The organism is Nostoc sp. TCL26-01, assembly GCF_013393945.1.
Classification (GTDB): Bacteria; Cyanobacteriota; Cyanobacteriia; order Cyanobacteriales; family Nostocaceae; genus Trichormus.
In genome coordinates, this window is the sequence record NZ_CP040297.1 from 144,410 (window position 1) to 165,187 (window position 20,778).

The window sequence follows — 20,778 nt, forward strand, 5'->3', positions numbered from 1 at the left end:
AGAGCTTTGAGTAGATATAGTTGAGAGGTAAATTGTTCTAACTTAGCATTTCCCCTTTAAAATAAATACACAACTCCCACTTGCAAAGGAGTATCCAGTTGTGCAACCAGATTTAATAGGTTTGGAAATTAGTCAGGGAGAACTGAGACGCTTGACTGGGGTGTCTCCCAATCAAGTCTTTCGTCCTGCTGTGATGGCAGATCGGCAACAGCGAGTAAAATTTTGGCAAAATGAGATATCACTAGTATTCGTAATCGCTGCGGTGATTGTTGGCTTGGTTTATGGTTTGATTATTTTGCCTGTTATGAGTTCGGCAATTCCTTTAGGTATAATTTTATTCATTGTCGTGGCGATCGCACTCCTGATTGGGCGATCGCTTTGGCGGCGACTCACGAGTCCAAAATTACTAAAAAAGCTCTTAGATGCAGTTGATCAATATCACACTTTGGTTATTGCGGTGGATGTGAATGATCAATTGGCTATCTCTGGCAATTTAGATCATAGTCTCCATGATAGAGACAAAGTTATCACTTCTCTACAACTGCTGCGAAAAGATTTAGTCCAAGCTCTCAAATGTGAGCGAGTTTTGCGAGATAATAAGAAACTGCTTGGTAATCAACAAGAGTTATTTGTCAATAATTTCACAAATATTCAAACTTTAAAAGAAAGTAGTCAAGCTGGCGAATACTCGCAAATTTTGCATCAATCATGGCAGATTGCTCTTGATGTACAAGTAGAAGTACAAAAATTACAATCATCTCTATGAGCAACAAACCCAAAATAATTGTCTTGGATGATGACCCGACAGGTTCTCAAACAGTCCATAGCTGTTTGCTGTTGATGCGGTGGGATGTGGAGACTTTACGCTTGGGGTTGCGGGATGATTCGCCTATTTTCTTTATTTTGACTAATACCAGGGCTTTACCGCCAGAGTCAGCTACATCTGTAACTAAAGAAGTGTGTCAGAACTTGAAATTGGCACTAGCGGCTGAAGGTATAACTGACTTTCTGGTTGTCAGCCGTTCTGATTCTACATTGCGGGGACATTACCCTATCGAAACTGATGCGATCGCTCAAGAATTAGGTTCATTTGATGCTCATTTCCTCGTCCCGGCATTTTTTGAGGGGGGACGCATTACCCGCGATAGCATTCATTACCTGATGATCGATGGTGTCCCCACCCCAGTTCATGAAACTGAATTTGCCCGTGATTCTGTTTTTGCTTACCATCACAGTTACTTACCCAAGTATGTGGAAGAAAAAACTCAAGGTAGTATTAAGGCAGAGTCAGTAGAAAGGTTTTTACTCGCGGATATTCGCCACGGGAGTTTAGAACGCTTACTCAAGTTGACTGGTAATCAGTGCGCTGTCGTTGATGGGGAAACTCAAACCGATCTCAATCGCTTTGCTGTCGATGTGTTAGCAGCCGCTAGTCAAGGTAAACGCTTTTTATTCCGCAGTGCTGCTAGTATCTTAACCGCTTTAGCAGCCCTACCTCCCCAAGCGATCGCTGCCGAAAATATGGCTGAATATGTGCGCCAAGGAAAACCCGGTGCAGTTATAGTCGGTTCCCATGTCAAAAAGACAACACAACAACTAGCGGCATTGCTAGAAGTTGCTGGGACGGTAGGTGTAGAAGTCAATGTAGGCAGACTGCTTAGTGATCAGCCCGATATAGATGCTCAAATACTCAGTGAAATCACAGAGGATGTGAAAACCATACATCACAATGGCAAAACACCAGTAGTTTACACCAGTCGTCAAGAACTCATATTTAATGATGTTAAAACACGGTTAGATTTTGGCATCAGGGTTTCTCGCTTATTAATGGACGTTGTTCGCAACTTACCATCTGATATCGGATTCCTCATTAGCAAAGGTGGCATTACTTCTAACGATGTGTTGAGTACGGGTCTAGCTTTGACTTCAGCTCGGCTACTTGGTCAAATTTTACCTGGTTGTTCGATGGTGATCACACCCCCAGACCATCCCCAGTTTCCCAAATTACCAGTAGTCCTATTCCCTGGCAATGTCGGTGATGCTGATGCCTTGGGAAAAATTTATCAAAGATTAACCAAAAATACTTAAGTGAGGATGTTGTTGCAATTAGCAACTAGTCTAATATTGTTAATTACCGGGTCTGTCTCTTGTCTTTTGGCTGGTACTGCATGACTTCTGATTCTGCCATCCCCAATTTAGGGTCAAATTCTGCACATCCTGATGCAGAATCTCCTTCTACTGTTGCTGCTCAAGAGTCAAACTCTGCCTTGATTGAAGCAGATTCTAACTCGATTATTCCCGATGCCGAGTTAAATTCGGTGCTGCTTTATTTACAGGCGAACGCTGAATCGACAAATGGGGATCAACACTCTGGCAGTTTACAAGAGTTAGCAACTACGCCAGTGAATGTGGAGTCAAATAGCACTGACTTAGATTTAGAACCAAATACTGATTTGTTGAGTGTCGATTCTTTAGAGTCAGCAGGAAGACATAAAGTCAAGAATGATATCCAAGTCCAGTTGAGAAGCGAGTCTGGGCGACTGTTGGTAATTTTACCAACAGAGTTACAATTACCAGCTTCAGAATTTGCTTGGTCAGAGATTTGGCAACAATTAAAATTGCGGTTGAATGCAGGCGATCGCCTCCGCACCCGCAATGCCGCAGTTCACCTCATAGCCTACGATCGCCTCCTCGATGGTAGACAATTACAACAACTGGCAGAAGCCTTTAGCGAGGTGCAACTCCAGCTAAAATCCGTCGCCACCAGTCGCCGACAAACAGCGATCGCGGCTGTCACATCGGGTTACTCTGTTAAACAACTCCAACCAGAAACAGTCCTCAATTCTGAACCAAAAACCACGGCTAAAGCCCAAGCCGATGCTCTTTATCTAGAAAGCACAATTCGTTCTGGTGTAGAAATTCGTCACCCCGGTACAGTAATTTTATTGGGAGATATCAATCCAGGTGGTATCGTAGTGGCAGATGGAGATATCTTAGTCTGGGGTCGCTTACGGGGAATTGCTCATGCTGGTGCTGGAGGCAATCGTGATTGTCTGATTATGGCACTGCAAATGGAGCCAACCCAACTACGCATCGCTGATGCTGTAGCTAGAGCGCCTGAAAAATCCCCAATGCAATTTTTTCCTGAAGTGGCACATATTACGCCCCAAGGAATTCGCATCGTCAAAGCCATCGATTTTTCTAGAAACCAATTAACTAGGATCAATCAAGCACCATAAATATTTAATATATTTGTTTAACCCCAATCCGGCATATTCTTAACATGACTCGTATTATTGTAATTACCTCCGGCAAAGGAGGCGTGGGTAAAACTACAGTTTCGGCAAACTTGGGCATGGCTTTAGCCAAAATGGGACGGCAAATTGCCCTAGTAGATGCGGATTTTGGTCTGAGAAACTTAGATTTGCTACTAGGACTAGAAAACCGTATCGTCTACACAGCAGTAGAAGTTCTCTCTAGAGAATGTCGTTTAGAACAAGCCTTAGTCAAGGACAAGCGTCAACCCAATTTAGTACTGCTACCAGCAGCTCAAAACCGGACTAAAGACGCAGTCACCCCCGAACAGATGAAGTTATTGGTGAATGCACTGGCACAAAAATATCAGTACATCATCATCGATAGCCCGGCGGGGATTGAAAATGGCTTTAAAAATGCGATCGCCCCAGCCAAAGAAGCCCTCATCGTTACCACACCAGAAATCTCGGCTGTGCGAGATGCTGATCGGGTGGTCGGCTTACTGGAAGCTCAAGGTGTCAAGCGCGTGCATTTAATCATTAACCGCATCAGACCCGCAATGGTACGGGCAAATGATATGATGTCTGTCCAAGATGTTCAAGAACTTCTAGCGATCCCTTTAATCGGGGTACTGCCTGATGATGAACGTGTCATCGTCTCCACCAATCGCGGCGAACCATTAGTTTTAGGAGATACCCCCTCCATCGCTGCCCTAGCTTTTGAAAACATTGCTCGGAGATTGGAAGGAGAAACAGTCGAATTTTTAGACCTTGACGCACCCCACGACAATATTTTCGCTCGTCTGCGAAAGTTGTTATGGACTAAGATTGTGTAACCTATTCTCCAGTCTCCGCACACGTAATTTGCAATGATTCTCGAACTCATAGAAAAACTTTTTCTACGTACCCCCGATAACAGTCGCACTCAAGTCAAACGTCGCCTGCAACTGGTGATTGCTCATGACCGTGCCGACTTAGATCCCCAGACTCTGGAAAAAATGCGTAAAGAAATTTTAGATATTGTCTGTCGCTATGTAGAAGTAGAAACAGATGGTCTAGAATTTGCCCTAGAAAGCAATCAACGGACAACCGCCTTGATTGCCAATCTACCCATCCGTCGAGTCAAAGGTGTAACACCTCTGTTGGAAGGTAGCGATACATCACAGTGACAGAAACATCTTCTGGATCATCAAGTAAACAGGTTTTAGGCAATGCCCTGAAAACCATAATATACGCACGCCAAACTACCAACGATATAAACAAACCAAGTCAGAAAAAAACCCGTTGCTCTACCAACAGAAGGGCCGTAAGTTGTAATTACACCCCAAGCATGAGCAACGCGGGCAACTGTCAAGGTAATTGCTAGTAGCCAAAGAAGCCAACTTTCTGCCTGCATTAGTTCCAACACCAGTACAAATAGTAATCCATGTGGCACATACTCCGCAAAGTTGCCGTGAGCGCGCACCTTGCGTTGGAGTAAGCCATCATCGCTTGTTGCGGTGATTTTTTGACTCATTTTCTCAACTGTAGCTGCCCAAGCATTAGGATTTGCCAGTGGATCTGGCTGTGTTGCTACATCTTCTGGGGATTCGCCATGCCAAACTCTAGTTTTTACCCGTTCCATCGTCGCAATATAGGAAAGAGCAAAGGCAGTGATACCGTTTATGCCAATGAATAGGGTAGATATAGGTATGTAATTTTGCACCATTTCGACTTATTTTCATACTGCGGAACTTCTGTTGGCATCATACGATGATTAAATCCATTCAGCAAAAAACTCCCATCATCAAAAACTATTGATAAAGGGAGTTTAGAAGATATTTCATCAACTCAACGAGAAGCGACTTGTGGCCCTGCCCACACTTGTGTGAGTTTTTCGCCAAACGTCACAGGCTGATCTGTATTTGTTGTAGTTACAGTCTTGCCATCAACAGCAACCTTAACCAAAGGCCAATCTTCTTCCCCTAGTTCCCCAGCACGGAATAGGACATGATCTGGTTCATTTTTACTCCAACCCAATAACACAGCAATCTTTTCATGCTCATCATCTGACGCAGGCGCAACTGTGTTGGTTTGATTTTTTTGCCGATCCCAAATTACGGCTCTATCTGTCGAATCTCCTGTATTAAATACTCCTTCAAACTTACGTGCTAAAAAGCGATCGCTTTTTTCCGACCAACTTACAGGCACTAATACCCCTATTTGCCCATCTCCATCGCTTTGTTCTTGTATTCCTGCTTGCTTGTTGAGTAGGGGATCGCTAGTTACGTTAGTTGTCGCCATGACCCGCAATTTCTTAGTTTCCCTGTCTTCGACAAACAGCACACTATTAACTTTGCTGTTGTACATATCGGGCTTAACTTCAATTTGTACCCTGCTATAAACAGCGTACTTCCCATCAGGAGAAATCACGGGAACACTGCGATAATAACGTACACCAGACATCCCTCTAGCACCAATCGTCTCTTGAGTAGCCACAATCCATTGCCAAGGAATTGGATGGGGACTACCGATGGGATCTACTTGTGCTGCTGATTCTGAATTAGGTTGTTCACCCGCTACCTCTGGAGTGGAATTGGGTTGTGTTTCTTGCAAACTTGGTGCAACTTGAGTGGCAATCAATGAGTAGGCTTGAGAAACTTGTCTGAGTATTTCTTGATCTTTTTGTGATGGCAGATCAGCAATTTTTAATTTTTGATTTCTGGGGATCTCTAAATCTGGCGCTAGTTCAACTGCTGCCAAGGGATCAACATGATACTTACTGCTATTAGACCGAGAGTATTCTTTAGCTAATAAAGACTCTAGATTATCTGCTGATGATATTTGAGTGTTCTGTGCAACTACGTTTTGTTGCGGGATGGTTTCTACTGCTTTCGCGGTGGAGTTGGTTTGACTTGCTGTAACAATTCCAGCTAAATCTGGCTGATTAACAACAGCTACTTCCTGTGACACAGAGTCAGAACTTTCCGATTCAACAGCAGTTTTTGCTATCACTGGCGACTGCTTTGCTGAACTAGAATGACCTGATGCTGCTACCAAAGGCGCAATAACTATGGCAACAACAACGTAATTAATAAATGGTTGTGTGCGGAACCATCCTGACAGGAAGAAGGATTTAAGCATGGGGGACTCTCCAGAGGGGCAATTGCTGGGTGAGGAGCAAAGTCTAGGTGACAAGAAAGCAGTGTTGATTACAGGTATAACAGGAAACTTTAAGATTTAACGAAATTAATCAGATAGTTTTTTTAAATTTGCAGATTTTTACAAAAATACAGTTTCATTGTTTACACCTCGTCATTTTGACTACTATTTTTATCAGAAATTTGTCAACACAAAAATCAGCAGATTTACTGCCGTATTAATACTCAAGAGCAATACTTGATGCTCTGATAACTCAACTAAAAGAGAAAATTTAGTCTTGTTTTAAGAGCTATAAAGGTATCCGTTGAGATACGTTTTTTGATATTCCAGAGGTAGATCACGATTTATGAACTGTGAGAGGTAATATCAGTAACATCTTAGTCACAAAGACCGTTGTGTTCGTATCCCCCTACAACAGAGCAAATCCTGATATGAATTTAATTGAGGCGTTACTTTGAAAGTTGGAAAGCTGACGCACAATACATATTACTCGAAAAACATCATTAGCATCTACCTACAGATAGAAATCGCTAATAAGTTTTTATCGTTTACAGAAAGCCGCATTTGGAAAAAACACAACTACCATCTTAGCCGAATAGCTAGAAAAAGTAGTGATTAAAGTTTTATGGGTAGATGTCGCTAAACTACTTGAGTTAACCAGCCGCAGATACAGTTGATACCTGTTTAACTGCTGACTAATTTAGCTACCAGTTTATCAAGAAAATTTCAGTTTTGCCACCGTGAATTTAGTTATCAATTGTTAGTACTTAATTAACAGTGATTTGTAGATGCACTTACGGAATGTAAATTTTCGGCACAACAGCTTACCATTGACTATTAACTAATAACTAACAACTAAAAATTAATGAAAGTTGTATTTTTTGGCACACCCGAATTTGCTATTCCCACATTAGAAAAATTGCTACTTTACCCGGATTTTGAGGTTTTAGCAGTTGTCACTCAACCTGATAAACGCCGAGAACGTGGGAATAAAATGACACCTTCGCCAGTAAAAACAGTAGCGATCGCTCACAATTTACCAGTATGGCAACCAGAACGCATCAAAAAAGATACTCCTACCCTCACTCAACTGAAAAAATTAGACGCAGATGTGTTTGTTGTTGTTGCCTATGGACAGATTTTGTCACAGAAAATTTTGCAGATGCCAAAGTTGGGGTGTGTCAATGTTCATGGCTCAATTTTGCCCAAGTATCGGGGTGCTGCGCCTATTCAATGGTGTCTGTATAACGGGGAAACAGAAACGGGGATCACCTCAATGTTAATGGATGCAGGGATGGATACTGGGGCAATGTTATTAAAGGCGACTACACCTATTGGCTTGCTAGATAACGCCGATGATTTAGCCCAGAGGCTATCTGTGATTGGTGGAGATTTATTAATAGAAACTCTGCTGAAATTACAACGTGGAGAAATTCAACCAGTGCCTCAAGATCATCAAGCAGCAACCTATGCGTCTCTAATTCAAAAGCAAGATTACGGCTTAGACTGGTCAAAAAGCGCTATTAAACTACACAACCAGATCAGAGGATTTTACCCGAATTGCTACGCTACTTTTCGCAACCAACCCCTAAAGATTACAGCCACTATTCCCCTTGATGCTGACCGAGAGGAGCTACCGCCAGAATTAGAGAAAATATATCAAAAATTGCCTGATTTAGCAAACATATCGGGTAGTCCAGGGGAGGTAGTCAGCATAGTTAAGGGAGTGGGGGCGATCGCTCAAACCGGTGAGGGACTGTTACTCTTAAGAGAAGTACAATTACCAGGTAAACGTCCCCAGTCAGGCTGGGATTTTGTCAATGGTACACGCCTGGGCATAGGAGAAGTTTTTGGTAATGGCAGCTAGTAGTGGAATTCGTAATTCGGAATGCGCTACGCTTGTGAATTTTCGTAAAAACGGCAAGCCTTACAGGGGCCAGTGGGATTCACGGCACAGCGAATAATTTCCGAATTGGCATTATATTTACAACTGGCATCGCCAACTACCCAACGCCCAGCTACTAAACTTTTTTCTGATGGTATCTGGGCAGACTGGACGTAAAGGGCTATATTGTACAAACGGTAACGCCCGGATTTAAATTGATAGCGATGGCGGCGTTCTAAGACTGCGTAGGTTTTTCCCTCAAAATCGAGATAGTTGCCTGGTTGGGGTGTCCAATCAAGCTGGACTTTACCGAGGGAACGACGCGGATGCGTCAGAATCACCTCGGTTGGTAGAGAGTCTGGTTCCATAAGTTTATGTGATGTGATTTACATTATAAAAATAGTATCGCAGGAGCTTAATTTAGCTCACTCGATTCAGCTTATAATTAATGATTTACGATATTCGACTATTCGAGAGCGATCGCCTAAGAAGTCTCAAGGTTGGCTGAGAATTTCCTCTCAATTAGCGATGACCACTTCACGTATCTTTACAAATTTGCTGGAACTAAAAAGAGTTTGCCGAGTAATTACGCGGCTCGGATGTTGCTGATTTAGAGGGGAAGAGAGAGATCACCCAAAAGCAAATTTTTCCTAGTGCCTATTACATTGTTTGAAGTTATGTAGCCTTTTACTTACGGCGTATAAGCGACTGCGGTAAACTATGCCTTGATTATGATTCTTTTACAGAAAAGAACACTGGAAAGGAGCCGTTTTTTCAATGTCTCATACCGTAAAAATCTACGATACCTGCATTGGTTGCACTCAATGTGTCCGCGCTTGCCCCACCGACGTTCTGGAGATGGTTCCCTGGGATGGCTGCAAAGCTGCTCAAATCGCCTCTTCACCTCGTACAGAAGACTGTGTAGGTTGCAAGCGTTGTGAAACTGCTTGCCCGACTGACTTTTTAAGCATCCGGGTTTATCTAGGTGCAGAAACAACTCGCAGCATGGGTCTAGCTTACTAAGGAATTAACCTGTAATTCCTGATTAGCCCACCATTAACTGTCTGATAGCAAGCATCTTTAGCTGCGTAGGGTAGGCTCACTGCCCACCCTACAACATAGTTTTTTAGTGTAAAGCTAGAAATTTATAACAATACCTAGTGGACAAAGGAGCAACTGCTCCTTTTTTCTTGCCCATAACACGACATTTGGGTTAACAACTATACTGGATTAATTATCCTGAACAAAGGGTGGTGTGAGCCATGTGCGGCATTGTTGGGTATATTGGCACTCAAGCAGCGACAGAAATTTTATTGGCTGGGTTAGAAAAATTAGAGTATCGTGGTTATGATTCAGCTGGGGTGGCGACAGTTTGGGAAGGGGAAGTAAATTGTGTCAGGGCTAAAGGGAAACTTCACAACCTGCGTTCTAAACTGGAACAATTGGCTACACCTGCTCAAATTGGCATTGGTCATACACGCTGGGCAACTCATGGTAAACCAGAAGAGTATAATGCCCATCCCCATATGGATACAGCTATGCGGATTGCTGTGGTTCAGAATGGCATTATCGAAAACTACCGCGAGTTAAGAGAAGAACTCAAACACAAAGGACATGAATTTCGTTCGGAAACAGATACAGAAGTCATTCCTCACCTCATAGCCGAATTTCTCAAACATCCTCCTTCTCACCCTCTTGCTACCTCCCCTTCCCCCTTCCTAGAAGCAATTCGCCAAGCTGCTAACCACTTACAAGGAGCATTTGCGATCGCTGTCATTTCTGCTGATTATCCCGACGAATTGATTGTCGTGCGTCAGCAAGCACCATTGGTGATCGGATTTGGACAAGGCGAGTTCTTTTGCGCCTCAGATACGCCAGCGATTGTGGCCTATACCCGTGCCGTATTACCCCTAGAGAATGGCGAGATAGCCCGTCTGACACCCTTGGGAGTGGAGATTTATAACTTTGCTGGGGACAGATTAAAAAAACAACCCCGGATGCTCAATTTGCATCCTACAATGGTAGAGAAGCAGGGATTCAAACACTTTATGCTCAAAGAAATTTATGAGCAACCAGGAGTGGTAAGAGCTAGCTTGGAAGCATACTTTAATCCCGATGCTAGTTCTGATGAATCTTTCCTATCACCAGTTAATTTGGGCTTAGGTGCAGAATTTTACGCAGATTTAGCACAAATTCATATTGTTGCTTGTGGTACAAGTTGGCACGCCGCCTTAGTCGGGAAGTATTTACTGGAACAGTTAGCAGGTATTTCCACTCAAGTACACTATGCTTCTGAGTACCGCTATGCACCATCCCCCCTGACACCGAATACATTAGTTATTGGTGTGACTCAATCAGGGGAAACTGCGGATACTTTGGCAGCCTTGGCGATGGAAAAAGAACGCCGCCAGGGGAAAGAACCAAAATATCAGGCGCGACTTTTGGGGATTACCAATCGCCCAGAAAGCAGTCTTGGTCATCTTGTCACCCATATTATTAATACTTTGGCTGGTATTGAAATTGGAGTAGCGGCAACAAAAACTTTTAGCGCTCAACTCATGGCGTTTTATGCCCTAGCTTTAGATTTAGCCTATCATCGTCAGACAATAGCCCCAGATAAACTAGCAGATATTATCCAAGGTTTACGGCAGATTCCTAAAGAAATCGAAGCTACCTTAGAACGTCAGGAAAAATTGACAGAACACCTAGCTCACGAATTTGCGGAAACTCAAGACTTCATCTTTTTGGGTAGAGGCATTAACTTTCCCATTGCTTTGGAAGGAGCTTTAAAACTCAAAGAAATCAGCTACATTCACGCTGAAGGTTATCCAGCAGGAGAAATGAAACATGGCCCCATCGCACTGTTAGATGCAAAAGTGCCGGTGGTGGCGATCGCATATCCTGGTAGTGTTTACGAAAAGGTGATTTCCAACTCTCAAGAAGCCAAAGCCAGAGATTCCCGGTTAATAGGTATTACACCAGTCAGTGATGGCGAAGCCGCAGAAATCTTTAACGATTTACTTCCTGTATCATCGGTAGATGAATTACTCTCGCCCATCCTCACAGTCGTGCCTTTGCAACTCTTGGCATATCACATTGCTGCCCGTCGCGGTTTAGATGTTGATCAGCCGAGAAATTTGGCAAAATCAGTAACTGTTGAGTAGTACAAAAACATACAGCTTTGATTTGAGATAATGGCTTCTGAACAAGATATATTACTTGCAGAAGCTATTTTTGTGGCTAAGTAATATAAATATTGATGTATCTGATAAATTAACGTGAGTCTCCAACAGAGACGCAGCTGCGGGAAGGGCAAAAGAAAAAATACGTTTTCTTAGGAGTTCGACGGAACTAAAAAACCCCTCTCCAAACCTCTTACTCCCCTCTCTCAAACCTGGGAGAGGGGCTGGGGGTGAGGGAAAACATAGGATATCAAGGCAAAATAACCTAGACACACCCCAAATCAAACTTCAAAATTTCATGCCCAAATCATCCCCCAGAATCCGAGGAACCACACCGGAAATAGAAGCCGCAGCTATACAACTACGCCAAAAACTCACGCCTGCTGAAAAGCAACTCTGGCAAGCTTTAAGAGGAGGTAAACTAGGTGGTTTCAAGTTCCGCCGTCAGCACCCCGTTGGACGTTTTATTCTTGATTTTTACTGTCCAGCTTGCAAACTAGTCATTGAAGTAGATGGGGCAATTCATAATTATCAGGCAGACTATGATGCAGAGAGAACAAAATATTTAGAAGCTTACGGTTATACAGTTGTGCGTTTTCAGAATGAAGAAGTTATGCAACAATTGGAAAAAATTTTAGAGCAAATTCTTGAAGCTGTAATAACCCTCACCCCCAACCCCTCTCCCGTCATCGGGAGAGGGGGGTAATTTAGTTCCCCTTCTTCTCATGTTGGGGAGAAGGGGTTAGAGGATGACGGAACAAAACCACTGAATGCTCTTTTGAAACTCCCTGATTGATATTATGAAAATAGGTTCCTTAGAGGGTGTTTGAAAAGTTTCAGTAGGTATAAAAATGTCATTCTGACTGGAGCGGAGCGTCAGGAAGAATCTAGGTTTTGTGGCACATACCGAGATGTTTCATTCCGCTACGCTGCATTCAACATGACAAAGAAACAGACTTTTCAAACAACCTCTTAGGGAAATACATTCTTATTGTGCTTTTATCCTTTACGGACAACGGGGATGAAGACCACCCTGAGTACAAATGTAAGCTAGTTGTCTAGCATCTAAGTTTTTGGCTTGGGAAAAATCCACACCTTTAACTACGGCGGATACTGCGCCTAAATCCGGAGTTTGGACGAATTGATCGGCAGGATCTTGTTTATTGGGAGTCAGAATTGTATCTTTGAAATCAGCACCGGCGACATTTGCTCCGCGTAAGTCTACAAGACTGAGGTCGGCATTGCGGAGGTTAGTATTTTCTAACTGGGCAGAGCGTAAAATCGCACCTGTCAGCCGGGCAGCACTGAGGTCAGCATTGCTGAGATTAGCTCTTTCTAAATCAGCGCCGGATAAATCTGAACCTTGCCAATCAGTTTTAGTTAAATTAGCAAATGATAATTGAGTACCGATCGCTATTACTCTACCAAGACGCGCCCCATATAGGTTAGCTTCGTTCAACTTGGCATCACCTAAATCGGCTCCAGTTAGGCTAGCATTTTCTAGCAGTGCATCCCGCAAATCAGCTCCGACTAATTGGGCGCTGCTGAGGTTTGCACCAACTAAACGCGCATTGGCTAAATTAGCTCTGTTGAGGGTAGCGCGACTTAAATCACTGCCACTCATCACTACACGACTGAGGTTAGCGTCAGTGAAATTAGCTTGTTTCATCTGGGCTTGACTTAGGTCAGCGATCGCATCATCATATGTATCCAAACGTCCATCATCACCAGGACTACGAAAACGGCTGCCCTTAAAACTGGCTTGGTTAAGATTGGCAGATTTAAATTTAACTCCTGATAAATCAGCATTGTCTAAAACCAAGTTAAAGAAGGAACTACCAGGAGTACCACTTTGTCCTAGTTGGGTGCGACTGAGGTCAAGTCCTTGGGTTTTGCCCCCATAAACACTGAGAATTTTGTTAATTGTCTGTTGATTAATTTGTAATCGTTTTTGCCGGACTTCTCGTTCTGAGGATGCACTGCTCACAGCCTCTAATTCACCAGCCAGGAACTGATTTTTATTTTTTAATTCGGGGATGGCTTCAGTTCCCACACTTGTCAGTGCTTGTTGGATGGTATCTAATAGGATGGGGTTAGTTTCATTCACCAGCAAATCTGTTAAAAACTGGATGGACTGGGAATCCTTGAGGCTACCTAAAGCCAAAATTGTGCTTTGGCGCTCTGTTACACTGGCGGCAGATTCAGGACTCAATTGTTTGACCAATGCCAAAAACTGCTCACTATTGATTTTTTGTGATTCTCTGTGACCTTGCTGAGTTTGGATGTAAATTTGCGTACCAATCAGCGTTGCCAGCACAGCCGTCATACTGGTAATAGCCACACCAAAAACTGTCAGGCTGGGGTTTTGCTGCATCCGTCGCCACAAGGACAGCAAACTGCCGTTATTGGTATTGCTAACTTCTGATGGAGTGTAACCCATGGCCATTGTGGCTGAAGCGGCTACATTACCTTCAATTTCATGGCTAGTAGCAGATAAACCTCGTCCACTGGCGGCGACATCTGGGGATGGCACAGGCCGATGACTATCTACCACATAAGTACCTGCCAACCAATCGTGCAATGCTTTACGTCCCCGGCGAGCTGGTAAGGCTAAACCCTCACCTAAAACCATTAATACTGCCAATGATGTAAATAATCCCAAGTTAGGAAAAGCAAAACTGTAGCGCCAGAGAATATAAGCAATGGACATAGGTACAGTCCAGCGCCCGATGCCTTCCCGCACGACTACGGTGGCTAAACCCGGTGCTGTGCCTTCTTCGTTCACTACTTTGACCCCAAACCAACGCTTAGGAAGGGTACTACCTGTTTTTCCCAGTAGGTATAATTGCCACCAGGACAGAGTTGTGGGTGCTAACAAGGCTAACATCCACAAGAAATTAGTCGGCCAAGCTACATTACGAATACCATAGTTAGCGGGCAGTGCTAGAGGTCTGGCGATCGCTCTTTCTGTGACTACTAATACAGGATGAAGCGGTACACGATTGACGTTACCCAGAGAATTTACATATACACCAATACCGTAAGGAACCAAGCCACTAGTAACTACTATGGCCATTTCTGCTGCCCAAGCAGCCAAGCGCCTTGTCGCTAAGGGTAGTGAATTGGTTTTTGCTGGATTTTTAGTGTGATTTGGTTGATTATTACTTTTTTTAACAATTGGCGTGGTCATTACAGAGTTCCCTTTAAATTTATTCTTTTGCCGATGTCGGCGTGCTTAAAATAAGGACTATTGCTGATTTTTCCAGTTGCCAGATAGGAAAAATTTGTATCCAAGATACACTAACCCAGCGAGCAGCGCCAGACTAATCACCAAGGTCACAAGTTTCATCACCATTTGGGCGATGGTTATGCCCAATAATACTGCCACACCCGATATTATGAGCTTATTTGTTCCGGATAAGCCATTAAACCAGAGTTGCCATTTCTGGACGTGGGCAGGGAAATTAAGCCTACTTGTTTGGGGATTTTGCTCTGTTTCTGAATGCTGGGCATTCATCTGTGCCTCTAGTTGTTGGAGGCGACGCTGTAAATCATCTTCTGGTTGAGGATTCATCAATTTTTTATCTCAGCTAAAACACTCAACAATCACGAGACATTTATTTAAGACTTACGCAGTGTGAGAGATTTTTGTCAATAGTTAATATTCCCAATATCTTAATTTTGAACGCCAGTCCGGTAACCTGCGGCTTCGCAAAGTATCTCCAAGGGAAAGATAACTACAAGTCTAACCACTGCTTTGGGCTGGTGAGTGAGAAAACCTCCTTCCTCTGCATTCATGGTCTATTTTCAATATAGTTACCTCAATAATGAGATACTTTATTTAATCTTTAATATTTAGGGATAAAATAATTAATCCAGTTTATAAAATTTTATACAACGCCTTCAGGAACATCAACTGACTCTCAACGTCTCTTAACTCAGACTATTCATCCTCAATATCGCTCTAGATATCATCGGGAGCATTAAATAAATAATATGAACACACTTAATCTATTTAAAGTTGTTCCCGCAGCTTTAGCGATGTTTTTGACGTTTACTCAAGCTAGTTTGGCACAAACACCACCCGTCCAAATTAACAGTAAATTATCCTCAGATCCATTGGTCTTAAGCGGTAGGTCTGGAGGTACAGTTAAAAGCAATTGTGGGAATGTTGCTGCTACCCCCAATCAAATTCTCGAAGTTAAAGAGGCACTACCTTACTTACGCTTAACGGTGGAAAGCCCAGGTAAACCGACACTATTAATCAATGGCTCTGGTGGACGGTTCTGTGTTATGGCAGATAGCTATTCTGGGGGTAAGGCGGAACTGTCCGGTTATTGGCAGCCTGGCAGATATCTGTTGTTTATAGGTGATTTATCTCCAAATCAGTATAACTATAGCCTTTCCATTTCGCAACAACAGCCAAAAAAATGAAAGGGATTGGGGAATGGGGATTTTTTAGCCTGGCCACACCAGTAGGCGATCGCCTTGAGTGTTAAACTCTGTTAAGCTGCATAAATCTTATACTATTGGCTGATAAATAAACATAAAACGCCCTCCTAGAACTCTTACCCTCTGATATTCAGGGGGTTTTTGCTGTTTTTTCCCAACCCCCCGCATCAAAAAAACAAAAATTTGTGTGTCATCAAGTTATTAATCAAGATATTTGAGTCAATAATTATTTAATTAGTTCAGGTCATAAGTAAATAAACAAAATTAATTTCCATTAAGTTAGGACTTATGCGGTGTCACTAAATTTTCTGGCTTTTTTGTCAATAGTCAATAGTCAATAGTCAATAGTCCAAAAAAACTTGATTAAGGTGTACTTCATTCAACCCAGAAACGCTGTATTTATGATTCTCCCCAAACCCAACCTAGAAGACATTGAAATCAAGTTGCTATTAGAAGGAATATACCAGTACTACGGTTATGACTTCCGCAATTATGCCTTGTCTTCTCTTAAACGTCGTCTTCAGAGTTTTATGCGCTTGGAGGGTTTAGAGAATGTTTCTGCATTGCAAGAACAATTACTACATGATCGCACTTGTTTAGAAAGATTTTTACTGAGTTTGACAGTCAATGTCACATCCATGTTTCGTGATCCCAGCTTTTATTTAGCTTTCCGAAATCAGGTAATTTCCTTACTGCGAACTTACCCCTTTATCCGCATCTGGCACGCTGGCTGTTCAACAGGCGAAGAAGTTTACTCAATGGCCATCCTCCTACAGGAAGAAAATATTTACCACCGTTGTCGGATATATGCAACCGACACTAATGAGAAAGTATTACAAAATGCCAAAAGTGGGATTTTTCCGCTAAAAATGATGCAGGACTACACCCAACTTTATTTAAGAGCAGGAGGTAAACAGTCTTTTTCCGAATATTACACCGCAGCTTATGATCATGCAATTTTTCGGACTTCCCTACGAGAAAACATTATCTTTGCTCAACACAATTTAGCCACGGATAGTTCTTTTAATGAGTTTAACGTCATCTTTTGCCGTAACGTCCTCATATACTTCAATCAAGTACTACAAAAGCGAGTACACACGCTCTTTTATAACAGTCTGTGTAACTTTGGTATCTTGGGTTTAGGCAAGCAAGAATCCATCAGATTCACTCCTTATGAGCAGTACTATGAGGAAATAGCTAAAGGCGAGAAACTCTACCGGAGGCTCAACTAATGTCTTTTGAGATTGTAGTTATTGGCACTTCTTTAGGAGGGTTATCCGCATTGCAACATCTTCTCAAAGACTTATCTGTTGATTTTCCAGTACCAGTGGCAATTGTGCAACATCGGCACAAGGAATCTGACGATACCCTGAGAGCATTACTGCAAGAATATGCTTTATTGCCTATTCGAGAAGTAGAAGATAAAGACGAAATCTCACCAGGACAAATTTACTTAGCGCCAGCCGATTATCATTTACTGGTTGAACCTGGTTATTTTTCCCTCTCGACTGAGCAACCTGTTTCCTTCGCCAGACCCTCTATTGATGTACTGTTTGAATCAGCAGCAGATGTCTATGGGTCACAGGTCATTGGTGTAATATTGACTGGGGCAAATCAAGATGGTAGCGCCGGACTAAAAAAAGTCAAAGCTAGAGGAGGTGTCACTGTTGTGCAAGATCCTACTACTGCTGCCTGTGGAATTATGCCAGGCGCAGCTATATCGGTTGTTGCAGTAGACTGGATTTTGTCACTCTCAGAAATTTCTCCCCTATTAATAAATCTTTGTTATTCTATACGGAACTGAATTCATGCAGCCAGAAACCAATGTAAACATCCTTTTGGTGGATGATAAAGTGGAAAATTTACTGGCACTAGAGGCTATTTTGGAGCGACTAGGCGCAAATTTAGTCAGAGCAACTTCTGGGGAGGAGGCTTTGCGCTGTCTGTTGCATCAGGATTTTGCAGTGATTTTGTTAGATGTGCAAATGCCAGGGATAGATGGCTTTGAAACTGCAACTCTGATTCGTAATCGAGGAAGATCCCGGCAAACACCAATCATCTTTCTCACTGCTTTTAGTACCAGTGACCAAATGCTATTTAAGGGTTACGCTTTAGGGGCAGTTGATTATCTGCTCAAACCCATAGATGCTAATACTCTTATTTCTAAAGTTACAGTATTTGTCGAACTTTTTCGGAAAACTCAAGCTATCCAACAGCAAGCAGCACAATTAGCAGCAATCAATGCTGAACTCAGGCAAAGTGAAGAGCGTTTTCGTTCTCTGAGTACTTGTTCACCTCTGGGTATTTTTGAAACTGATACCCAAGGACGTTGTACTTACACAAATCCCCGTTATCAAGCGATTTGTAGTTTGAGTGCCGCCGAGAGTTTACAAACAAGATGGTTAGAATCAGTACATCCAGAAGATCAAGCAAGTGCGATCGCTAGTTGGTCTGATTATATTGCCCAGGGTGGCGACTACTCACAAGAATTCCGCTTTCAAACTGCTGATGGCAGTATCCGTTGGGTGCAAGTTAACTCTTCACCCATGCTTTCTAGTCAGGGTGAATTGTTAGGCTATGTCGGTACGCTAGCAGATATCACGACCCGCAAGCAAGCTGAAGAAATCCGCGCGCAAGTCATTCGAGAACAAACTGCCAGACAAGAAGCTGAGACGGCGAACCGGATGAAAGATGAGTTTTTAGCTGTTCTCTCCCATGAACTCCGCACACCCCTCACTTCCATGTTGGGTTGGTCAAAAATCCTCCGTGCTAAAAAACTAGACGAAAAATCTACAGCTAGAGCCTTAGAAGCAATTGAACGCAATGCGACTTCCCAAGTACAACTAATTGAGGATATTTTGGATGTATCACGGATTATTCGTGGTCAACTCAGGCTGAATTTATCTGCTGTCAATTTAATCACTGTCATAGAAGCGGCTCTTGATGCAGTGCGTCCCCTGGCAGAAGCCAAAAGTATTACAATCAGCAACGCGCTTGATGCTTCTCTGGGTTCAGTTTGTGGAGATCCCACACGGTTACAGCAAATTGTCTGGAATCTCTTAACGAACGCCATTAAGTTCACACCAAAGGAAGGTAAGGTAGAAGTCCGCTTAGAAATTATTCAACCAGCAGATACCGCTACCAATCATCTTAACTACGCCCAAATTCAAATTATTGATACTGGCATCGGCATTGAGCCAGAATTTCTCCCTAAAGTCTTTGAGCGCTTCCGACAAGCAGACAGCACCACAACGCGATCGCACAGTGGCTTAGGATTAGGATTGGCGATCGTCAGGCATCTGGTAGAATTGCACAAAGGCATAATTTTAGCAGAAAGTCAAGGTTCAGGTAAAGGTTCTACCTTTACTGTCAGACTACCCCTCATGCCACAAGAAACAGCACCAGTGCCATCAGCACAATCTGAGTCTCAATCTTCTTTCTTCGTCGGCTGCAAAATTCTCATCGTTGACGATGAAACCGACACCCGCAATTTTCTCGCCTTCTTATTTGAAGAATATGGCGCAGTTGCTTCTACCACAGCCTCAGTGGAAGCAGCCTTGGCAGTAATTGAAGAATTGCAACCAGATATTATTGTCAGTGACATCGGTATGTCAGAACAAGATGGTTATACACTGATTCGCAAATTGCGTTCTTTAACACCAGAACAAGGAGGAAAAATTCCAGCGATCGCTCTGACTGCATATTCACAAGCAGAAGATCGTCTGAAAATGATCGAATCTGGATTCCAACATTATCTATCTAAACCAGTTGATCCCCATCAATTAATCTCTGTAGTCGCCAATCTTCTCCAGTTAGGGACTGCCAACTAAAAAAATATACAATCACTTTGGTGAACAGGGGAGGCAGGGGAGGAAACCCACATTTCTCACAAAACGGTAGGGGCGGGTTCACAAATATGCTTCAATTTTTGGGTTCTAAAAAATTGTACTTAATCGGAAAAAACTGTTATCTGTTACCTGTTACCTGTTACCTGTTCCCTACCTCCACGAAAGGACTTTTTCTGCAAGCCCTAAATAGAGTGTTTTAACCTTAATCTGATGAGTAAATCATGTAAAGCATTCTTTGCTGTCGGTACTTCGGGTAGTTGACTCACCTCATAAAATTCTTGTAACTTATTACGTAATATTTGATATTCTCGACGATGAAAATCTATATTTATATCTGATAAAGTAGAATGCTCTAATCCTACTTGCTTTTGATATATTAATTCAGGAAGATATGGTAAATTAAAAATTTCATTCAACTTAATTAGATTTGCTTCAACTACTCCTGTTTGCATCAAATAAATACCTGTCAATAAAACCCGATAAATATAAAGCAATGGCTTAAGTCGATGCGGATGTTCCTTTTCAAAAAGTTTCCATTGTGTTTCTGCAAAACCAAAGTAATGATGGCTATGATAACGAGTAATACAACCGTGGGCAATTGATTTTAATTCTTCGTATTCTGGCGTAGCTGCTATGATTAAGGGTGAATAAACTTGTTCTAATACATAACCATTCTTTTTCAGCAGCATTAAAAAGAATTTCTTGATATCGTGAGTTACTAAATCAATTTCTAAAAATTCGTATACTTGAGATTTTTCTAAAGTTTCCATCCCAGTATCCAATCCCAAAACTTCTTTTAATGGCAAAATATGCACTCCCCGCAAATCATAGTCTGAATCGGATGATGGAAAGCCATATAAGTGTGAACCACTAATACTTGCAAATAAAAGTGGGTATTTTTGTTGACCAATAATTTTGTTCAGAGAACCGGGAATTTCCATGTTATGAAAATATAAATTTATGTTACGTTGAGACACGTAGAACATTATCGAACAGAATTCAGGAGTCAGGAGCCA

20 protein-coding genes are annotated in these 20,778 nt (G+C 42.5%); 13 read left to right on the top strand and 7 right to left on the bottom strand.

Features of this window, described 5'->3' with window-relative positions; translation table 11 throughout:
* Positions 1–100 precede the first annotated feature (100 nt).
* From FD725_RS00610 to minE, 5 genes are all read left to right on the top strand, one after another.
* Positions 101–766, top strand: coding sequence for a hypothetical protein (locus FD725_RS00610; protein ID WP_179046340.1), 666 nt, complete (start codon positions 101–103; stop codon positions 764–766).
* Positions 763–2,088, top strand: a complete 1,326-nt coding sequence (locus FD725_RS00615; protein WP_179046341.1) for a four-carbon acid sugar kinase family protein — start codon at positions 763–765, stop codon at positions 2,086–2,088. Before FD725_RS00610 ends, FD725_RS00615 begins: the two co-directional genes overlap by 4 nt.
* 80 nt (positions 2,089–2,168) lie before the next feature.
* Positions 2,169–3,239, top strand: coding sequence for a septum site-determining protein MinC (gene minC / locus FD725_RS00620; protein ID WP_179046342.1), 1,071 nt, complete (start codon positions 2,169–2,171; stop codon positions 3,237–3,239).
* Between the two features lie 44 nt (positions 3,240–3,283).
* On the top strand, positions 3,284–4,090 hold the full coding sequence (minD, locus tag FD725_RS00625; RefSeq protein WP_179046343.1) for a septum site-determining protein MinD: 807 nt from the start codon (positions 3,284–3,286) through the stop codon (positions 4,088–4,090).
* 33 nt (positions 4,091–4,123) lie between these two features.
* Positions 4,124–4,423: a cell division topological specificity factor MinE gene (minE, locus tag FD725_RS00630; RefSeq protein ID WP_179046344.1), complete on the top strand. Its 300-nt coding sequence runs from the start codon at positions 4,124–4,126 to the stop codon at positions 4,421–4,423.
* A gap of 35 nt (positions 4,424–4,458) precedes the next feature.
* Here the strand turns inward: minE and FD725_RS00635 are convergent, their stop codons facing one another.
* Positions 4,459–4,962 carry an MAPEG family protein gene (locus FD725_RS00635; protein WP_179046345.1) on the bottom strand — a complete coding sequence of 168 codons (504 nt, stop codon included), beginning with the start codon at positions 4,960–4,962 and terminating at the stop codon, positions 4,459–4,461.
* Between the two features lie 122 nt (positions 4,963–5,084).
* A complete protein-coding gene (locus FD725_RS00640; RefSeq protein ID WP_179046346.1) occupies positions 5,085–6,377 on the bottom strand; it encodes a hypothetical protein in 1,293 nt (430 codons plus the stop codon).
* Between the two features lie 883 nt (positions 6,378–7,260).
* Between FD725_RS00640 and fmt the strand changes: the two genes are divergently transcribed.
* On the top strand, positions 7,261–8,262 hold the full coding sequence (gene fmt, locus FD725_RS00645; protein ID WP_179046347.1) for a methionyl-tRNA formyltransferase: 1,002 nt from the start codon (positions 7,261–7,263) through the stop codon (positions 8,260–8,262).
* Between the two features lie 26 nt (positions 8,263–8,288).
* On the opposite strand, the gene FD725_RS00650 is transcribed toward fmt, so the two are convergent.
* Entirely contained in the window at positions 8,289–8,648 is a 360-nt protein-coding gene (locus FD725_RS00650) for a DUF6464 family protein (protein WP_179046348.1), read from the bottom strand.
* A gap of 409 nt (positions 8,649–9,057) precedes the next feature.
* Between FD725_RS00650 and psaC the strand changes: the two genes are divergently transcribed.
* From psaC to FD725_RS00665, 3 genes are all read left to right on the top strand, one after another.
* Positions 9,058–9,303: a photosystem I iron-sulfur center protein PsaC gene (psaC, locus tag FD725_RS00655; RefSeq protein WP_012411495.1), complete on the top strand. Its 246-nt coding sequence runs from the start codon at positions 9,058–9,060 to the stop codon at positions 9,301–9,303.
* Positions 9,304–9,542: 239 nt separating this feature from the next.
* Positions 9,543–11,444, top strand: a complete 1,902-nt coding sequence (gene glmS / locus FD725_RS00660; RefSeq protein WP_179046349.1) for a glutamine--fructose-6-phosphate transaminase (isomerizing) — start codon at positions 9,543–9,545, stop codon at positions 11,442–11,444.
* 316 nt (positions 11,445–11,760) lie between these two features.
* On the top strand, positions 11,761–12,168 hold the full coding sequence (locus tag FD725_RS00665; RefSeq protein ID WP_179046350.1) for an endonuclease domain-containing protein: 408 nt from the start codon (positions 11,761–11,763) through the stop codon (positions 12,166–12,168).
* A 300-nt stretch (positions 12,169–12,468) separates the two neighbouring features.
* Here FD725_RS00665 and FD725_RS00670 read toward each other — a convergent pair whose 3' ends face one another.
* From FD725_RS00670 to FD725_RS32230, 3 genes are all read right to left on the bottom strand, one after another.
* Positions 12,469–14,652, bottom strand: a complete 2,184-nt coding sequence (locus tag FD725_RS00670) for a pentapeptide repeat-containing protein (RefSeq protein ID WP_179046351.1) — start codon at positions 14,650–14,652, stop codon at positions 12,469–12,471.
* Between the two features lie 57 nt (positions 14,653–14,709).
* A complete protein-coding gene (locus FD725_RS00675; RefSeq protein ID WP_179046352.1) occupies positions 14,710–15,036 on the bottom strand; it encodes a hypothetical protein in 327 nt (108 codons plus the stop codon).
* 101 nt (positions 15,037–15,137) lie between these two features.
* A complete protein-coding gene (locus FD725_RS32230) occupies positions 15,138–15,260 on the bottom strand; it encodes a hypothetical protein (RefSeq protein ID WP_256871819.1) in 123 nt (40 codons plus the stop codon).
* 198 nt (positions 15,261–15,458) lie between these two features.
* On the opposite strand from FD725_RS32230, the gene FD725_RS00680 reads away from it, so the two are divergent.
* From FD725_RS00680 to FD725_RS00695, 4 genes are all read left to right on the top strand, one after another.
* Positions 15,459–15,896: a hypothetical protein gene (locus FD725_RS00680; RefSeq protein WP_179046353.1), complete on the top strand. Its 438-nt coding sequence runs from the start codon at positions 15,459–15,461 to the stop codon at positions 15,894–15,896.
* A gap of 419 nt (positions 15,897–16,315) precedes the next feature.
* Positions 16,316–17,146 (top strand): protein-glutamate O-methyltransferase CheR, encoded by an 831-nt coding sequence (locus FD725_RS00685; RefSeq protein ID WP_179046354.1) that lies wholly within the window; start codon positions 16,316–16,318, stop codon positions 17,144–17,146.
* Positions 17,146–17,718, top strand: a complete 573-nt coding sequence (locus FD725_RS00690) for a chemotaxis protein CheB (RefSeq protein WP_179046355.1) — start codon at positions 17,146–17,148, stop codon at positions 17,716–17,718. Before FD725_RS00685 ends, FD725_RS00690 begins: the two co-directional genes overlap by 1 nt.
* A 4-nt stretch (positions 17,719–17,722) precedes the next feature.
* Positions 17,723–19,744 (top strand): response regulator, encoded by a 2,022-nt coding sequence (locus tag FD725_RS00695; RefSeq protein ID WP_179046356.1) that lies wholly within the window; start codon positions 17,723–17,725, stop codon positions 19,742–19,744.
* A 200-nt stretch (positions 19,745–19,944) separates the two neighbouring features.
* Here the strand turns inward: FD725_RS00695 and FD725_RS00700 are convergent, their stop codons facing one another.
* Positions 19,945–20,739 carry a DNA polymerase beta superfamily protein gene (locus tag FD725_RS00700; protein ID WP_256871820.1) on the bottom strand — a complete coding sequence of 265 codons (795 nt, stop codon included), beginning with the start codon at positions 20,737–20,739 and terminating at the stop codon, positions 19,945–19,947.
* Positions 20,740–20,778: the final 39 nt, after the last annotated feature.

Excerpts from the sequence above, each read along its gene's own strand:
- FD725_RS00615 (WP_179046341.1), top strand. The coding sequence starts at position 763 with ATGAGCAACAAACCCAAAATAATTGTCTTGGATGATGACCCGACAGGT.
- minC (WP_179046342.1), top strand. The coding sequence starts at position 2,169 with ATGACTTCTGATTCTGCCATCCCCAATTTAGGGTCAAATTCTGCACAT.
- minD (WP_179046343.1), top strand. The coding sequence starts at position 3,284 with ATGACTCGTATTATTGTAATTACCTCCGGCAAAGGAGGCGTGGGTAAA.
- minE (WP_179046344.1), top strand. The coding sequence starts at position 4,124 with ATGATTCTCGAACTCATAGAAAAACTTTTTCTACGTACCCCCGATAAC.
- FD725_RS00635 (WP_179046345.1), bottom strand. The coding sequence starts at position 4,962 with ATGGTGCAAAATTACATACCTATATCTACCCTATTCATTGGCATAAAC.
- FD725_RS00640 (WP_179046346.1), bottom strand. The coding sequence starts at position 6,377 with ATGCTTAAATCCTTCTTCCTGTCAGGATGGTTCCGCACACAACCATTT.
- fmt (WP_179046347.1), top strand. The coding sequence starts at position 7,261 with ATGAAAGTTGTATTTTTTGGCACACCCGAATTTGCTATTCCCACATTA.
- FD725_RS00650 (WP_179046348.1), bottom strand. The coding sequence starts at position 8,648 with ATGGAACCAGACTCTCTACCAACCGAGGTGATTCTGACGCATCCGCGT.
- psaC (WP_012411495.1), top strand. The coding sequence starts at position 9,058 with ATGTCTCATACCGTAAAAATCTACGATACCTGCATTGGTTGCACTCAA.
- glmS (WP_179046349.1), top strand. The coding sequence starts at position 9,543 with ATGTGCGGCATTGTTGGGTATATTGGCACTCAAGCAGCGACAGAAATT.
- FD725_RS00665 (WP_179046350.1), top strand. The coding sequence starts at position 11,761 with ATGCCCAAATCATCCCCCAGAATCCGAGGAACCACACCGGAAATAGAA.
- FD725_RS00670 (WP_179046351.1), bottom strand. The coding sequence starts at position 14,652 with ATGACCACGCCAATTGTTAAAAAAAGTAATAATCAACCAAATCACACT.
- FD725_RS00675 (WP_179046352.1), bottom strand. The coding sequence starts at position 15,036 with ATGAATCCTCAACCAGAAGATGATTTACAGCGTCGCCTCCAACAACTA.
- FD725_RS32230 (WP_256871819.1), bottom strand. The coding sequence starts at position 15,260 with ATGAATGCAGAGGAAGGAGGTTTTCTCACTCACCAGCCCAAAGCAGTG.
- FD725_RS00680 (WP_179046353.1), top strand. The coding sequence starts at position 15,459 with ATGAACACACTTAATCTATTTAAAGTTGTTCCCGCAGCTTTAGCGATG.
- FD725_RS00685 (WP_179046354.1), top strand. The coding sequence starts at position 16,316 with ATGATTCTCCCCAAACCCAACCTAGAAGACATTGAAATCAAGTTGCTA.
- FD725_RS00690 (WP_179046355.1), top strand. The coding sequence starts at position 17,146 with ATGTCTTTTGAGATTGTAGTTATTGGCACTTCTTTAGGAGGGTTATCC.
- FD725_RS00695 (WP_179046356.1), top strand. The coding sequence starts at position 17,723 with ATGCAGCCAGAAACCAATGTAAACATCCTTTTGGTGGATGATAAAGTG.